The sequence below is a fragment of the Pallidibacillus pasinlerensis genome (assembly GCF_009996845.1).
Classification (GTDB): domain Bacteria; phylum Bacillota; class Bacilli; order Bacillales; family Caldibacillaceae; genus Pallidibacillus; species Pallidibacillus pasinlerensis.
The window spans coordinates 1-16,301 of record NZ_JAACYS010000073.1 but is presented as its reverse complement, the minus strand read 5'-3'; the positions used below and the strand labels follow the sequence as shown (position 1 = coordinate 16,301).

Annotated in this window: 14 protein-coding genes and 1 pseudogene; 13 read left to right on the top strand and 2 right to left on the bottom strand. The window is 32.6% G+C overall.

The window, feature by feature from the left end; genetic code table 11:
- From GW534_RS13425 to GW534_RS13385, 10 genes and pseudogenes are all read left to right on the top strand, one after another.
- Positions 1-875, top strand: an 875-nt coding sequence (locus GW534_RS13425) for a phospholipase D-like domain-containing protein (RefSeq protein ID WP_407670483.1), incomplete at its 5' end; no start/stop codon positions are given.
- A gap of 176 nt (positions 876-1,051) precedes the next feature.
- On the top strand, positions 1,052-1,258 hold the full coding sequence (locus GW534_RS13420; RefSeq protein ID WP_161921523.1) for a hypothetical protein: 207 nt from the start codon (positions 1,052-1,054) through the stop codon (positions 1,256-1,258).
- Positions 1,259-1,584: 326 nt separating this feature from the next.
- A complete protein-coding gene (locus GW534_RS13415; protein WP_161921522.1) occupies positions 1,585-1,914 on the top strand; it encodes a DUF3221 domain-containing protein in 330 nt (109 codons plus the stop codon).
- A gap of 316 nt (positions 1,915-2,230) precedes the next feature.
- Positions 2,231-3,016 carry an NERD domain-containing protein gene (locus GW534_RS13410; RefSeq protein ID WP_161921521.1) on the top strand — a complete coding sequence of 262 codons (786 nt, stop codon included), beginning with the start codon at positions 2,231-2,233 and terminating at the stop codon, positions 3,014-3,016.
- A gap of 174 nt (positions 3,017-3,190) precedes the next feature.
- Positions 3,191-3,313: pseudogene (locus GW534_RS16830) on the top strand (SDR family NAD(P)-dependent oxidoreductase); the annotation flags it as partial.
- 5 nt (positions 3,314-3,318) lie between these two features.
- Entirely contained in the window at positions 3,319-3,438 is a 120-nt protein-coding gene (locus tag GW534_RS13405; RefSeq protein WP_161921520.1) for an SDR family oxidoreductase, read from the top strand.
- Between the two features lie 189 nt (positions 3,439-3,627).
- Positions 3,628-4,326 carry a response regulator transcription factor gene (locus tag GW534_RS13400; protein ID WP_161921519.1) on the top strand — a complete coding sequence of 233 codons (699 nt, stop codon included), beginning with the start codon at positions 3,628-3,630 and terminating at the stop codon, positions 4,324-4,326.
- The gene (locus GW534_RS13395; protein WP_161921518.1) at positions 4,319-5,716 is read left to right on the top strand and encodes a HAMP domain-containing sensor histidine kinase; all 1,398 of its coding nucleotides are present in this window, start codon (positions 4,319-4,321) and stop codon (positions 5,714-5,716) included. Before GW534_RS13400 ends, GW534_RS13395 begins: the two co-directional genes overlap by 8 nt.
- A 235-nt stretch (positions 5,717-5,951) precedes the next feature.
- Positions 5,952-7,073 carry an ABC transporter permease gene (locus tag GW534_RS13390; RefSeq protein ID WP_161921517.1) on the top strand — a complete coding sequence of 374 codons (1,122 nt, stop codon included), beginning with the start codon at positions 5,952-5,954 and terminating at the stop codon, positions 7,071-7,073.
- The gene (locus GW534_RS13385) at positions 7,073-7,753 is read left to right on the top strand and encodes an ABC transporter ATP-binding protein (RefSeq protein WP_161921516.1); all 681 of its coding nucleotides are present in this window, start codon (positions 7,073-7,075) and stop codon (positions 7,751-7,753) included. The genes GW534_RS13390 and GW534_RS13385 overlap by 1 nt, the downstream gene beginning before the upstream one ends.
- Before the next feature lie 387 nt (positions 7,754-8,140).
- Here the strand turns inward: GW534_RS13385 and GW534_RS13380 are convergent, their stop codons facing one another.
- A complete protein-coding gene (locus GW534_RS13380; protein WP_161921515.1) occupies positions 8,141-9,526 on the bottom strand; it encodes an amino acid permease in 1,386 nt (461 codons plus the stop codon).
- Between the two features lie 183 nt (positions 9,527-9,709).
- Positions 9,710-11,350, bottom strand: a complete 1,641-nt coding sequence (locus tag GW534_RS13375) for a PucR family transcriptional regulator (RefSeq protein WP_161921514.1) — start codon at positions 11,348-11,350, stop codon at positions 9,710-9,712.
- A gap of 208 nt (positions 11,351-11,558) precedes the next feature.
- Between GW534_RS13375 and GW534_RS13370 the strand changes: the two genes are divergently transcribed.
- The 3 genes from GW534_RS13370 (at position 11,559) to GW534_RS16945 (ending at position 15,253) form a co-directional block, all read left to right on the top strand.
- Complete coding sequence (locus GW534_RS13370) at positions 11,559-12,917, top strand: aspartate aminotransferase family protein (RefSeq protein WP_161921513.1); 1,359 nt, start codon at positions 11,559-11,561, stop codon at positions 12,915-12,917.
- Positions 12,918-13,068: 151 nt separating this feature from the next.
- On the top strand, positions 13,069-14,529 hold the full coding sequence (locus GW534_RS13365) for a CoA-acylating methylmalonate-semialdehyde dehydrogenase (protein ID WP_161921512.1): 1,461 nt from the start codon (positions 13,069-13,071) through the stop codon (positions 14,527-14,529).
- A gap of 634 nt (positions 14,530-15,163) precedes the next feature.
- On the top strand, positions 15,164-15,253 hold the full coding sequence (locus GW534_RS16945) for a putative holin-like toxin (RefSeq protein WP_407670484.1): 90 nt from the start codon (positions 15,164-15,166) through the stop codon (positions 15,251-15,253).
- The last annotated feature ends 1,048 nt before the right edge of the window (positions 15,254-16,301 follow it).

Sequence of the window (16,301 nt, the reverse complement as noted above, 5' to 3'; positions counted from 1 at the left end):
TTACACGGGCACGGGGTAAATTTATTAATATCGTTGACAAAAAATATATTTCCTCTAGAACGTCGAAAAATAAAACGGTACAACAATTAATCTATCATTTAGAAAAAAGTGGTCAATCTTATACGCGGCATGCCTTTTCACAAATTGTTGATAAAAAATCACATCCAAATTTGCAATGGTATGAAGAAAATATTCTAGAACCATTGTTACAAGATATAGAACATGCCAAAAAAATCACAATATCAGCAACAAATCCAGCAAAACTTAATCAACACATATGGCAAGCGTTGAAAAGATTGGAAAATAAAGTAGATATTCAATTCATTACTCTGAATAATGCAGAAATTCAACTACAAAAATATGGCCTAATTCAAAAAGACGTAGTAATGCCTTTTATCCAAATTAATGAAGAAATTTTATGGGTTGGAACACCCCAAGTTGAGTCAAATTATGAATCGTCAACAAAACAACCATTTTTTAAATGCCGACTCGTTTCAAAACAAACGATAGAAATTTTTACAAGTTTTCTAAATTTAAAAGAAGCAAAACTGATTACCAACAAAGAGTCAAAACAAATTGTTAGTTTCCGGCCTTCCTATACATTTACTCAATATGTGACGTCGTGGGATCAATGTCCCTCATGTAAAAGTGTTCGCAGAATTAGTACGAAACATGATGGTTCTTATATATTAAACTGTGATTATTGTGGAATGAAAGCTGGATTACAAGATTGGTATGTACAAAAATACTTTGATTATGCGGATGTAAAATGTAGCACATGCAATAGTCCACTTGAAGTAGAAGGGAAGGGAAAAGATTTAACAATTTCATGTTCGGGTTGCCGAACGGAAATAGAAGTGCAAGCATTATTATAAAATATTAGATGAATTTAGCGGCAGGATGAAAAGTCTTGTCGCTTTTTATGTTTTTTTAAAAAATATGTACAAAATATGAAACTTTTCCAGTTTGAGAATCGTATATTAAGTAGGAAACAAGCATACAACAATTTGTTTTACATAAATTGGAAAACTATAAAATAGGGAGGGCTTTTATGCTACTATTAAACTTCTTTATTGTACTCATTATCTTTATTACTGTTTTTGCTTTGATTAAGGTTTATAATATCGCATATAAAAGAGATGAAATTTCGAAAAGAAAATTACAAACATATTCCGCAATTACGATAGTTGCTGGTATTGGCGTAACAACTTTCTTCATCACTCTATTTAACGAACTATATGATTTATTAATGTTATAAAAATAGGACCATACATTTCGGTATGGTTTTCGTTTTATTGAAAAAGTTTATTCTAAATAGAAACGAGGGAACAAAGTGCGACCATTTACTAAGTTTATTAATATATTTTTGAACCTCTTGCTAATTTTATGTGGTTCATCAATCTTTGTTATTTTTTTAATAAAATTATTTTTATCTGATGAATCAGAATATATATTAAATGGAATTTTATTTATCTTACTAGGAGTTTCCGCAATCATTTTAGCAATTCTTTTTAAAACAATGAATGTAAAAAAATATATACATAAATATGAGGAGTAAGTTTATAACGGAGGAAAAATGGAAAAATGAAAAAATTATTTTCAATGTTTGTCATCCTTTTATTATTTACGTTGATCGGCTGCGGAAATTCTAATGATGGTAAAAATGATACGAGTAGTGTTGACAAAGACAATCTTACATTTATAGGTACAATAAAAGAAATTAACGGTGACACTGCCATTGTATCTGCAGTGTTAGTAGAAGGAAATCCAGAAGGAGATGTATTTGTTGACTTATCTGTTAACAAGGATGAAACATTTCAAGTTGGTGATAAAATAAAAGTGGAGTTCGATGGTGTAATTAGGGAATCAAACCCCGCTCAAATCAATACACTTTCAGTCGAATTAATAGAATAGTTGGTACAGAGGGACAGGTCCGGTGTTTCTATATTGAAATAGGAACGAGGAATGTCCTTTTTTATTAAAAAACAAAAAAGATTAACCATTTGAACAAATGGATGAGGCACCAGTCACACAACAATACCACAGAATACATGTTAAAATACATCATATTCAAAAACATAAAAGGCACGAAAGTTGAGAATATTAAATTGTTTTTTTCATAAATTTTTTAATAATGCGATTTCTATGATATTCCATTGTTAATAAAATTAGTTTACAGTAGTAATAAATGCATAGGATAAATAGACTAACAAATAAAGGAGAGGGAAAGTTGATAGAAACAATATTAACTTTGATTGTTGTAGGAATATTTATCAGATGGGTTAATAGGAATTTACCAAAATGGATTGGAAATGCTGGTGAAAAAGCTGTTAAAAGAGAAATAGAAAAACTAGAAAAAGCAAATCCAAATACATATTTTTCCTTCCATGATTTATACATACCGAAAAAAGATGGGACGTATTCACAAATCGATCACGTCATAGTTTCTGAATACGGCATCTTTGTGCTGGAAACGAAAAGTTATTCAGGTTGGATATTTGGAGATGCAAAACAAAAATATTGGACACAAGTTATCTACCAGAAGAAATCTAAGTTTTTAAATCCAATTTGGCAAAATAAAGGACATATCAAATATTTAAATGAATGGTTAGGTGATGGATATAACAACTTAACCACACATTCTATAATTCTATTTTCAAGTCAAGCAAATTTTAAAACAGATATTAAAACTGACGAAGCACAAATCATCTATATAAAAAATTTAAGAAAAACATTAGAGCAATACCGTGAACCAGTTATTAATAAAGCAAAAGTTGAGACAGTCGTCAAAAAATTACAATCACTGGAACATTTTGAAAAAGAGGATAAAAATGAGATTGCCAAAACCCATGTACAAAATATTAAATCGAAAAAATTTCTGGAAAAGAAAAAAATTGAACAAAATATTTGTCCGAAATGTGGTGGGACTTTACAAATTCGTAAAGGAAAATATGGTGAATTCAAGGGATGTAGTAATTTCCCGAAATGTAGGTTTACGGAAAAATTAAAAGCTTAATAGTCTTATTTGTAATTGGATAAATAAGTCTCCTACATTTAGAAGACTTATTTATCATTTTATCAACTAGTTTTTAATTTACGTGAAACATTTCACAAAGCGTTCAAAGTTAGCACATCTTTTACTAGAAAATCCAGATATAATAAAAATGTAAGCAGATACATAAGAGGAGGAATTTGCTATGACAAGAAGATTAAAAACAAAGTTGCAATTATCACAGGTGGAGCAGGTGGTATTGGTAAAGTAACCGCTGAAACATTCCTTCGTAAAGGAGGAAAAGTTGTTATAGTAGATTTATTCCTATGGGTCGCTATGCTGAATCACAAGATATCGCTAATTTAGTACTATTCATAGCTTCTGACGAAAGTGAATTTATTAGTGGCTCCCAATACCGTATTGATGGTGCAATAGCTGCAAAATAAATTTATTCAGAATTCAATATTTGATACTATAATAATAACCCTCATTCCAATTGGAGTGAGGGTTTGTTTGTGCCCTAGTATAATAAGGTTCTTTTCTGATGCATGTTATCTTACAAAGACTGAATTTCTTGAAAAAGTTAACATTTTATTCATATAAATGTGAGAAAATTAGGGTGAGGAGTGAGATCTATGAAAAAACCAATAAAAGTTTTAACCATTGAAGATGATGCAAATATTGCAGAACTGATTCAACTATATATTGAGAAAGTAGGCTTTTCTTCCATTACAGCGTTTGATGGTGAAGAAGGTCTAGAAAAATTTTATAATGAATCACCTGACTGTATTATTCTTGATCTTATGTTACCAAAAATCAATGGTTGGGAAGTTTGTAAAATTATTCGTATGGAAGATAAAAAGATCCCTATCATTATGCTTACAGGAAAAGGTGAAACGTATGATATTGTTAATGGGTTAGAAATTGGTGCAGATGATTATATTGTTAAACCCTTTGATCCAAATGAATTGATTGCAAGAGTAAAGACTGTCATAAGAAGAACAATCTTATCAAATAATGTTACAGATATACTTCAATTTGATAATATCGTCATCAATTTAAAGGAATACCGTGTGTTAATCGGTGGAAAACAAGTATTAATGGCTCCAAGAGAAATGGAACTATTATATTTTTTGGCACTCAATTCGAATCAAGTACTTTCAAGACGACAACTATTAGATAAAATTTGGGGTTATGATTATGAAGGAGATCCTCGCACCGTTGATGTACACATAAAACGTATTCGAGACAAACTAAGTACCCATGGTGCCAAGTGGTCCGTAACTACAATCCGTGGCGTGGGTTATCGATTTGAGGAGAAGAAAAATGTTTAAAAGAAAGACAATTTTTTCAAGATTGTTTCTAAGCTATTCATTTATTATTGTAACTTCACTATTATTATTTATTGGAGTCTTCTTTTATTTATTTCATGTAAATCTGTACAAAGAATATGAGTCTATATTCAGTCATCATTATGCTCAACTAGAAGAACAACTGCAAAACTTGAATAATCTCAATTCGCAGGATTATGAAGCCATTAAAAATCTAAGCTATTCCTTACATCAACCAGGTTATTTTATTTATATAGTGGATGAAGAAAGTAAGCAAATTTTTGGACCAGATCCACATCAAACCAATCATAAAATTGGGATTTCAAATGAAATTATTAACAAAGCAACAACAGGGCTAAAAGTAACAGAGGGTGGTTTTAAAAATGGACAACTCCAATATACAGTGGCAGCTAAACTATCAACAAGCTTGAATGGGGTAAAAACACCGATTATGGTTATGGTATTTCACGATTTAACCCATGAGTATATACAAGTAATCGTCATGATTATACTTACCTTTATAATTTCACTTGCTTTTGCGGGGATTGTTCTATGGTTCATTTCTAGAAAAATTACGGCACCATTACGTGAAATGAATGATATCGCCAAAAAATATGCCAAGGGGGATTTTTCTAAATCTGTTCAATATCAATCTTCAGATGAGATTGGACAATTAGCGAAATCTTTTAATTATATGTCTAAAGAACTTGATCAGTTGGAAACTAGGCGTAAACAGTTTATCTCTACTATATCCCATGAATTACGTTCTCCATTAACCTCAATAAAAGGATTTATCATTGCTTTAATGGATGGAACGATACCAGAACACCGTAGACCCCATTACCTTTCCTTAATGAAAGATGAAACAGAAAGAATGATTAAACTTGTAAATGATACCTTAGATATAAATCAAATGGAAGAAGGACATGTTCGAATCTATCGCACCGAATACGATTTAACAGCTCAAGTAAATAATATTATTCATAAGTTTGAGCCTCATCTTGCAAGAAAAGATTTGGAGATCAGCTTTCATTCAGATCAAAAGTACGATGTTTATGCAGATAAAGAACGCATAGAGCAAGTATTTATTAACCTTTTGCAAAACGCTGTTCAATTTTCAAAAAAGGGCGGCCTGATAACTATAACTCTTGTTAGGGAAGGTCAATTTGTAAAAGTAAAGATCCAAGACTATGGAGAAGGAATTCCGGAAGAACATTTACAATTAATTTGGAGGAGATTTTATAAGGTGGATGAAGCACGCACGAATAAAACCGGAGCAGGTCTTGGACTGTCGATTGTAAAGTCTATTTTGGATTTACATGATGCTGAGATCGAGATACAAAGTAAATTAGGCCAAGGAACTGTGGTTACATTTACCCTACCTATAGCATAAAAATTCACGTTTAAAGGCTATCTTTTTTCATCAAGCTCTGAAATATAAATTTTATAAATGAAAATTGATAATATATTTATCAACTTTGTTAACAACGTGTTCATATTCGAATCGTATTCTTATTCTTGTAAACATTATTCTTAAAAAAAGGAAGTGAAATTAGTTTTGGATTCCTAAATTTCAACCTTGATAGTTTTTTGTTCGTCATTAGTTAAATAGAGAGAGGAGATTCATCATGTTTCTTGCAATTAGAGAATTAACACATTCAAAATTAAGATTTTTTATGATTGCAATGATCTTAGTATTAATTTCATGGCTTGTATTTATTTTATCTGGTCTTGGAAATGGGCTTTCTTCATTAGTTGCTGCGAGCTTGAAGAATATGGATGCGGAATATGTTGTTTTTGAAGAAGGTTCTCGTCATTCCATGTCTCGTTCCGTGATATCAGAAAGTTTAGTTGAGGAATTAAAAGCACAAAATAATGTCGAAAATGCTGCACCCATAGGAAGTCTTGTTGCAGTTGTGTTGGAAGAAGGAAAAGAGTCAGACAGTGAAAAGATTGACGTATCAATTCTAGGAGTTCAACCAGGTTCATTCTTAGAACCAGAAATTACCGAAGGTCACTCTTTAATAGATGGTGAAGATTTTCAAGTTATTGTTAACTCTTCATTAAAAGAGCAAGGTATTGAAATTGGAGATCGATTAGAAATTGAGGGAACGCTTGATACTATTGAAGTAATTGGATTTACTGAAGGAGAGACATTTAACCATTTGCCTTCAGTCTTTATAAATATCGATCAATGGCGTAGTCTTAATTTTGCTGCTCCAGGTTCCGATATGGGCATTGAATCACCTGTAAATGCCATAATGTTACAAGGTGATTCCATTGAATCGGACAAGCTTGAAAGTAAATTTGATGGAATAGAAATTGCTACTAAAAATGAAGCAATTAAAGGATTACCTGGTTATACAGCTGAGAATGGAACTATCATGATGATGCTTGGTTTCTTACTTGTTATTTCAGCATTTGTAATAGGCGTGTTTTTCTATGTTTTAACCTTACAAAATACAAACCAATTTGGTGTAATGAAGGCGATTGGAGCTAGCAATCGATTTTTAACAGGTGCAATCGTTTCACAAATTACCATTTTAACAATTATTAGTATTGGAATAGGTGTTTTCTTAACCTATGGAACAGCAGCTATACTACCTTCAGGTATGCCGTTTTTAATGGATCCTAAGTTAATATTCACTTATGCAATTGTTCTATTAGCAGTATCAATCTTAAGTTCACTAATTTCTGTACGTCAAATAACAAAAATTGATCCGTTACAAGCGATTGGGAGGGTTGAATAATGAGTGGAATTATTTTTGAAAATGTATCGAAACACTATCAAGATGGAGCTAATACAAAAGTTCAGATATTAGATAATATCTCATTACATGTAAAACCTGGTGAATTAGTAGCTGTGATTGGTCCTTCAGGTTCAGGTAAAAGTACCTTCCTCTCAATTGCAGGTGCTCTTTTACAAGCTTCAAGTGGAGAAGTTTCTATTAATAATATTAAACTTAGCCAATTAACAGAAAAGCAAATTGCTCAATTACGCTTAGAACAAATTGGTTTCATTTTGCAAACATCTAATTTAATTCCTTATTTAAATGTTCTTGATCAATTACTTGTTGTTAAGAAAATGAAGGGTAAAATTACGAATAGGGACAAAATGTTTGCTAAAGATTTATTAAGAGAAGTAGGTTTAGAAAGTAAAATCAAGAAATTCCCTGAACATCTTTCCGGAGGAGAGCGTCAACGTGTTGCAATTGCACGTGCCTTTATGAATGATCCAGATGTTATCTTAGCAGATGAGCCGACTGCTAGTTTAGATAGTAAAAGAGCATTTGATGTAGTTGAATTGATTGCAAAGGTAGTCAAAAACCGAAACAAAGCAGCGATTATGGTAACACATGATGAAAGAATGCTTTCATACTGTGATCGTGTATATCGAATTGAAGAAGGGAAACTGGAATTAGTAAATTAGTTAGAAGTACAAGATGTGTGATGCATCCAAAAGATAGGTTAAATATTTTTTAGGTAATGATCTAGATTAGGTTCTTTATGCGATTGAACTCAATCTAGATCATTTTTTGTGTTTTGACCTATTTGTCTTATTAAGGATCTTTTATAACTTTGATTAATGACAATACTCAGGCTTGGCATATTATTAATGTGTCTTCTGTTGCTGGATTCATTATGTAATAAAATTGTTTGGACAAAATTGGTCAAGTTTTAAAACGGAGAGGGTTAAAGTTTTTGGGTACATAAGGAAAAAACAAGTTCTTTATGTATCATGTAAGATAATAAAGAACTTGTTAACATTTTAAAAAAGATGTTAATACGATTTACTCAAATTAAGCTTTATAACTACTTAACTTACATTTTCTTTACTTTCTACTTTGCTATTTTTATTGTTGATAAACAAGAAATACGATCCAACTGTCAAAACAGCGACAATAGTTGTAAGTATGGCTTGTGATCTTAATGATTCAATGAAGAACATCGCAATATAAATACCGGTTATAAATATAATTGTGGCATATGTGGAATATGGATATAACCACATTTTAATTTTTAATGCTTCTGGATCCTCAACTTCAAGTTTTCTCCGCATACGTAATTGAGAGAATGCTATAACGAGATAAACTAAAATGGCCACCGCACCTGATGAATTGACTAGGAATAAAAAGAGCTTGTCTGGTGAAATGTAGCTAAAAATCACAGCAATATAAGAAAAAGCAGTACTAAATAATATTGCTCGAACTGGAACACCATTCTTACTTAATTTTAGAAAAGATTTTGGTGCTTCACCTTTTTGGGCCATACCATAAAGCATTCTGGAATTGGCATATAGTGCTGAATTTAAACATGAAAGAACTGCTGTTAATACAACGAAATTCATAATCTGTGCTGCAGCAGGTATTCCAATATAATCGAGCACTGCAACAAAAGGACTAACTAATATATTTGCTGAATCCCATGGTAGTAAAGTAACTACAATGGCAATAGAACCAATATAAAAAATGAGAATTCTCCAAACAACACTATTGGTCGCAATTCGTACGGATTTTTCCGGCTGTTCCGATTCACCTGCTGCGATGGCAACTATTTCCGTACCCATAAAAGAAAATATCACAACCGTGATCCCGATTAAAACGGAACTTATACCAGTTGGGAAAAAACCTCCATTTCCAAGAAGGTTTGAAACCTCAGGTGATGCAATTCCAGGGTATATTCCAATAATTACAGATAGCCCAAGAATCAAGAATAAGACAATAGCTGCTACTTTAATTAGTGCAAACCAGTATTCAAATTCACCAAAGGATTTAACCGAAAATAAGTTCGTCATTGTAAGAGATACCGTTAAAATCAAGGCCATAAGCCATACAGGAAAGTCTGGGAGCCAGTATTGAATAATGGCTGCACCTGCAACAGCTTCTATCGCAATAACGACTGTCCAAAAAAACCAATATAACCAACCAATCGTATAACCTGCCCATGGCCCAATGGCTTCACTCGCATAGTTTGAAAAGGATCCACTTGTTGGTCGGGCAGCAGCCATCTCTCCGAGCATTCTCATTACTAAAACAACGATAAGCCCTGCAAGAGTATAAGATAAAATTGATCCTGGACCAACGGAATTAATTACTGCCCCACTACCAATGAATAATCCTGCTCCAATGACACCAGCTATGGAAATCATACTAATATGTCTAATCTTTAAATCTGACTTAAGTTCTCCTTGTTGATTGCTCATAGAACCCCCTCCTTTTTTAAGCGCTTTCAATTGGCAATTTTCAAAAAAATATGAACTTTAATTAGGGTACACAATTACTTATTAAAATTCATTAGTCTAATTGTAAAAAAATTTATTGTTCTTTTTTTACGAAATGTAAAAAATTTTAAACTCTGGAATATCATCTGCTCAAACATTAGAAGTTTACTTGTTGTATTTTTCAATAAAGGATTTTTCTTTTTGGTTTTTATTTAATAGTTTATAAGCATGTATTGCCATTTCTATTGCTTGTCTTTTTATCGGTTCCATAAAATCATGACCAAGCAATTCCTCGATTTTGTCTAACCGATGATAAAGTGTTTGCCTAACTATCGAAAGACGATCTGAGGTCTCTTTTTTCGAACCCATCGTTTCAAGATAAACGGTAAGGGTTAACAATAGATCGTCATGTTGAAGGAGAGGTTCCAAATAATGTAAACAATAGTTTTCCAAATCTTTCGGATTCAATTTCGTCAATAGTCGATATATGCCAATATCATCGAAAAAAACAACATCTAAAATACCTTGTCTTTGTAATCTTAGCACTTCATTTGCTTCACCATAACAGTTTGTTACTTGAGAATAGTCCTTTTGCAGGCTACTAACACTAATGTACAAATTTTTCCCATTAAATATATCTTCTTCATTTATATTTTTGATATCTTTAATGATTTTCTGGAATAAATTTACGTCACTCTTATTACCGTAACTAGTTTTATAAAAAGAAGCAATTATAGCAATTTTACGTTTCGTAACAGAAATAGAAGGGAAAAAACTATGTTTCCTAAAGATAGAACGCAAAATAATAGATTGTTGTAGTTTGATTTCCTCCCACTCATTATCTTTTAAGTTTTTTGGTTTCAAATTATTTTCAATAACCATGAGTCGATAATATAGATTTTCTGCTGGAGTTGGCAAAATTTTTAAAGCCGTCGAAGTGTCATACTCTTTACCTTGTAACAATTGTTGTACAAGAATTTCTTCCTGGTTTTGCTTTCTTTCTTCTATCGTTCTGTTACGTAATAGAATTTGTGCTATAGCCAAAGTAGCGCGATCAATAATAGAAAAAGAAAAATCGTCAATATTTTCTATAGATTCCTGAATATAAAGATTCGCCCAAGAATATCCAAGACCTTTTATTGGAAATATAGTATAAACTTCGCCATTGATAAACAAATGGTTATATGAATTTTGTTGGTTATCATCATTAGATTTTGAAAGAGTACTAGCTGCTATATCTTTACATTTTATTGGGTAATAATAAATTTTTTCCTCATCTGTAATAAGAAAAATAGTTTTTCCGAAATAATCATATAACTTCTTGATAATTTTTAAGATGCCATTGGAAGCTAACGATAATTGATTAAATTCATTTGATAAATTGTGAAGATGATGTAGTTTTTCATGATGACTATTCACGATGATTGAATGTAAGTCTTGAGTTATATCAACAAATTTTACAATACAGGTAAAGACGATTATAGGGAACTGATGTTGATTGGCATATTCAATAATAGATGGATCGATTGTTTTGATATGGGTTCCTAATTCAATGCAAATTCCCGCTACTTCGTATTTGATTAATTTTTTTAATTGATCTATACCTGCTGAGGAATCAAATTGGAGATTAGATCCAGTGGTTAGTATTAACTCACCACCATTAATAAAAGAGTCAAAGTCTTCCATTTCTAATATGTGAGTCCATTTTACTTTCCTGTTTTTTCCGCCTTCTCCAGCTATTAATTTAGCGTTTTGAAACAAGTCTCGTCTGAGTATATCTGCAATTGTAATCTTTAATTTCCCCATATACCATCCTCCATACTGTAAAAAATAATAATTGAATATTTTACATTTTGTAAGATGTAATTGATTTTTGAATAATATAAATTGATTATGGACGGTAGTTGAAAGCGGTGTCAAATATTTTAAATACTAATTTAATAAAGAAAGAAACAAGAGATCCAAAAAGTATGTTTTACGTTTAGTTAAACAAATTTGAAGGGAGAAGATTGTAATGGATAATGTTCAAGTAAGAGAAAGTTTGTCACTTATTGAAAAAGATCGGAAGTATGTTTGGCATCATATTTCACCTTATAAAGAAGAAGCTCCACCGATGATTGTTGAAAAGGGAGAAGGTTCCTGGATTACGGATTATAAAGGAAATCGTTATCTTGACGCAATGTCAGGATTATGGTGTGTTAACGTTGGTTATGGTCGTGAAGAGTTGGCTGAAGTAGCTGCAGAACAAATCAAAAAATTGGCCTATACACCGATGACGAACAGTCATAAGTCGGCGATAGAGTTAGCAGAAAAAATTAATGCCATGCTTGATGACGAATATGTCATATTTTATTCCAATAGTGGTTCCGATGCGAATGAAGTAGCATTCAAAATTGCTCGTCAATATCATCAACAAAATGGTGAACCGAATCGATATAAAATTATATCCCGTTATCGTGCATATCATGGAAGTTCCATGGGAGCTTTATCGGCAACTGGACAATCCTTAAGGAAATATAAATATGAGCCACTTTCTGCAGGTTTCATACATGTTTCACCACCAGATCATTATCGTAAACCGGATAATATATCTGTGGAACAATACAATTTACTGAAAGCTAGAGAAATAGAAGAAACGATAAAATTCGAGCAAAAAGAAACAATTGCTGCAGTAATTATGGAACCATTAATAACAGGTGGTGGGGTAATTATTCCTCATGAAGTGTATGTTCAAGAAGTAGAGCGCATTTGTAATCGTCATGGTGTTTTATTGATCATTGATGAAGTAATTTGTGGGTTTGGTAGAACAGGTAAAGCCTTTGGACATCAACATTTTAATATTAAGCCGGATATCATTACAATGGCAAAGGGATTAACAAGTGCTTACTTGCCATTATCAATTACAGCTATTCGTAAAGAAATATATGAAGCATTTAAAGGAACTGAGGAGAACTATCATTTCCGTCATGTAAATACTTTCGGAGGCAACCCAGCAGCTTGTGCAGTTGCATTAAAAAACCTTGAAATCATGGAACGGGAAAATCTATTTAAACGCTCAGAAGAATTAGGAAAAAAATTGTTAAATGGATTAGAAGAATTAAAGAACCATCCAAATGTTGGAGATGTTCGCGGACTAGGTTTGCTGGCAGGAATTGAAATTGTTGAGGGTAAAGAAACGAAGAAGCCTGTTTCCAATGAAAAAATAGCAAAATTAATTGCAGCAGCGAAGGCTAAAGGCTTAATTATTGGAAGAAATGGAGATACCGTAGCAGGACATAACAATATCCTAACGCTAAGTCCACCATTATCCTCAACAGATGATGATATTCAATTTATTATAAAAGTTTTAAAAGAGGTATTTTTCTGTGAGTAATAAGAAAGCTATTATTTCACTTATATTGAACGAGTTATTGTTCAAGTTGAATTACTAGAAAAATTGTGTATCGATTGGAAACAGACCTTATTAACATAGAAAAATAGTTTTTTAATGATATATCTTATTAATGAAGACGAGGAGGATTTATATGACACAAACGGCTGTAAAAATATTAAAAAATTATATTGGTGGTAAATGGGTAGATGCAAATTCAGAAAATACAGAACCGGTATACAATCCTGCAACAGGAGAGGTTATTGCACATGTACCGATTTCCTCTGAGACAGATGTAGAACTTGCTGTAGAGTCAGCAAAAGATGCTTTCGAAAAATGGAAAGATGTAGCTGTACCACGAAGAGCACGTATCTTATTTAAATTTCAGCAATTATTAGTTGAAAATTGGGAAGAGCTTGCTCGATTGATTACAATTGAAAACGGTAAAAATTATAACGAAGCTTATGGTGAAGTACAACGTGGTATTGAAAATGTAGAATTTGCCGCTGGGGCGTCTTCATTAATGATGGGTGAACAGCTTTCGTCCATTGCAACAGACCTTGAATCTGGAATGTACCGTTATCCTATTGGCGTTATTGGTGGTATTACACCATTTAACTTCCCTATGATGGTCCCATGCTGGATGTTTCCAATGGCGATTGCAACGGGAAATACGTTCGTATTAAAGCCTTCAGAACGTACACCGCTCCTTGCCAACCGTTTAGCTGAATTACTAGAAGAAGCAGGTCTACCAGCAGGTGTCTTTAACATCGTTCATGGTGCCCATGATGTTGTCAATAGTCTAGTTGTTCATAAAGATGTAGCAGCAATATCTTTCGTTGGATCACAACCGGTAGCAGAGTACGTGTATAAACGAGCTACAGATAATCTCAAACGTGTACAAGCGTTAGCAGGCGCTAAAAATCATTCTATTGTTCTGCGTGATGCAAATCTTGATAATGCAACAACACAAATTCTAAATGCAGCATTTGGATCTGCTGGAGAACGCTGCATGGCCGCTTCTGTCGTAGCAGTAGAAGAATCAATTGCAAATGAGTTTATCGCCCAATTAAAACAAAAAGCTGATCATATAAAAATAGGCAATGGATTGGATGAAGGAATTTTCCTTGGTCCTGTTATCCGTGATCAACATAAAAAACGTACATTACACTATATTGAAACTGGTGTAAAAGAAGGAGCTAAACTCATTCGTGATGGTAGAAAAGACGAAGCGATAAAACAGGCAGGGTACTTTGTTGGACCTACTATTTTTGATCATGTCACACCAGAAATGAAAATTTGGCAGGATGAGATTTTTGCACCTGTTCTATGTATTGCTCGAGTAAAAGACTTAGATGAGGCTATAGCACTTTCTAACCAATCTCGTTTTGCAAATGGGGCGTGTATTTTCACTAAAGATGGAGGCAATGTACGTTATTTCAGGGAAAACATCGATGCTGGCATGTTAGGAGTGAATATCGGTGTACCAGCACCAATGGCATTTTTTCCATTCTCTGGTTGGAAAGACTCCTTCTATGGAGATCTTCATGCGAATGGAAAAGATAGCTTGAACTTTTATACTCGTAAAAAAGTGATTACAACTAGATGGGTTTAGTAATATAAGTTTAGAGACAGTTAATTATTATGGTGTTCAATCAATGGTGATCGGTCTTAGGTTTGGAACACCTTGACCGGTCTTTTTTTAGAAATACGTTCATATTTGTGGTAATAATTTCAGCAACTAGTTCAATAATTTCTAGGTTGATTTTTTTATTTTAAGTGGGGATACCATGACATTATATTTTGGTTAAGATTTGGAAAGTCCATAGCATTTTATCACTATGTATTGGATTATCTAGATGGATTGATAGGAGGAAACAAACGAGTACATTTGTATTCGTGGGGACTAGGTATTAATTATTAAAGATGACTTTTCTCTATCATTTGTTTTTCCAAGGCGACTCTCGTCCATACAATTGTAAACGTTTAGCCGTATATGTATTAGGAGTCCAAACTGTTACTTTATCATCATAAATTTAACAATAAGTAAGAGATTCTATACTCTATTTATCGATGATCAGTAAACACTTCTATTGTTATCACCTTCACTTTTTTAAATCTATATTTCATTTTTATTAAGGATTAAAGGAGGATAGACCATACGTTCGTAATTGTTGTATAATTGTAGATAAGTAAATAGTTCGGTGATCTCAAGGGTGGTTAGCATTATCCCCGTTCGAAAGGGGGTGATGCCTATGACGACTTTTCAAGCGCTCATGCTAATGATTGCATTTGCTGGCTTGATTGTGTCAATTATTTCTAATATAAATAAAAAGTAATCCACCCTTGAGTCCGAACGTTTGTTAGGGTCGATTACTTTATCCTGCAAGCTAGCCCCTTTGAGGGACCGACTATTTACTTGGGCCGTCTGGTGTTGCCGCACCAGCGGTCTTTTTTATTATATGTATGTTTCTATTCTTATTATAATCTATATTTGTAAAAATTCAAACCGGTTAACGTATAGGGACATCTTTTACGCCAGTTTTTTCAAGCGTATCATTACACCAATAGCCCATTTCAAGCATAATTTGTAAAAAACAATGATTAGGGGCAATGTTATCATGTATTTTTACCGTCAATGTCCTGAGGGCATTATCCGTATACAATCGAATCTGGAGATACAATAATTTATATTGCATTAAGGTTAGATAAAAGTGTAGCAGAGATTTTGGCTGCCAATCCTGGAATTAATCCGTATAATTTAAGAGTGGGGCAAGTCATCTGTATACCAGCATGCCCACCAAACCATCGACCAATTATTATTCAGCCTGGAGATACCCTTTATCAAATTTCTCAGACATACAGAGTTACGATAGAAAGTATTCTTGAAGCCAATCCAAGTGTTGATCCGAACTACCTTAGAGTGGGCCAGCGAATTTGTATTCCAACTGCTTGTGCCTTGAGATAATTTTATAAAAATGAGTGTAAATAAAATAGTATTTTTTAGGTTTATAAGTAAATTTGTACTTATTAAATGATGAAAAAACTAATTGTTAACATTTGCTATTGTTATTGTTATAAAATAATGTTATATTTATTGAACGATGAGCTAATTTGTGTAAGTCAACGGATATGCTTAATAGCTAAACGAATGGATGTGGTCGTTCGGTCCTTGCCGCAAATGCATCAGACGCCTGATTTTTATCAGGCGTCTTTATTTTATATTTCAATCTATATTTTATTTGCAAGGAGTATCATGTATTGTAAAATAAGCGGCATATTAAAAATAAATATGATTCTATTATATATAAATGCTAATTTCAGAAAAATCATGCAGATTAACAATCTTCACATATGATTAACATTTTGTCAATATAGATATCTAAT

Coding starts and splice junctions, on each gene's coding strand:
- GW534_RS13365 (WP_161921512.1), top strand. CDS start 13,069: ATGACACAAACGGCTGTAAAAATATTAAAAAATTATATTGGTGGTAAA.
- GW534_RS13380 (WP_161921515.1), bottom strand. CDS start 9,526: ATGAGCAATCAACAAGGAGAACTTAAGTCAGATTTAAAGATTAGACAT.
- GW534_RS13385 (WP_161921516.1), top strand. CDS start 7,073: ATGAGTGGAATTATTTTTGAAAATGTATCGAAACACTATCAAGATGGA.
- GW534_RS13405 (WP_161921520.1), top strand. CDS start 3,319: ATGGGTCGCTATGCTGAATCACAAGATATCGCTAATTTAGTACTATTC.
- GW534_RS13415 (WP_161921522.1), top strand. CDS start 1,585: ATGAAAAAATTATTTTCAATGTTTGTCATCCTTTTATTATTTACGTTG.
- GW534_RS13400 (WP_161921519.1), top strand. CDS start 3,628: ATGAAAAAACCAATAAAAGTTTTAACCATTGAAGATGATGCAAATATT.
- GW534_RS13390 (WP_161921517.1), top strand. CDS start 5,952: ATGTTTCTTGCAATTAGAGAATTAACACATTCAAAATTAAGATTTTTT.
- GW534_RS13420 (WP_161921523.1), top strand. CDS start 1,052: ATGCTACTATTAAACTTCTTTATTGTACTCATTATCTTTATTACTGTT.
- GW534_RS16945 (WP_407670484.1), top strand. CDS start 15,164: ATGCCTATGACGACTTTTCAAGCGCTCATGCTAATGATTGCATTTGCT.
- GW534_RS13370 (WP_161921513.1), top strand. CDS start 11,559: ATGGATAATGTTCAAGTAAGAGAAAGTTTGTCACTTATTGAAAAAGAT.
- GW534_RS13375 (WP_161921514.1), bottom strand. CDS start 11,350: ATGGGGAAATTAAAGATTACAATTGCAGATATACTCAGACGAGACTTG.
- GW534_RS13395 (WP_161921518.1), top strand. CDS start 4,319: ATGTTTAAAAGAAAGACAATTTTTTCAAGATTGTTTCTAAGCTATTCA.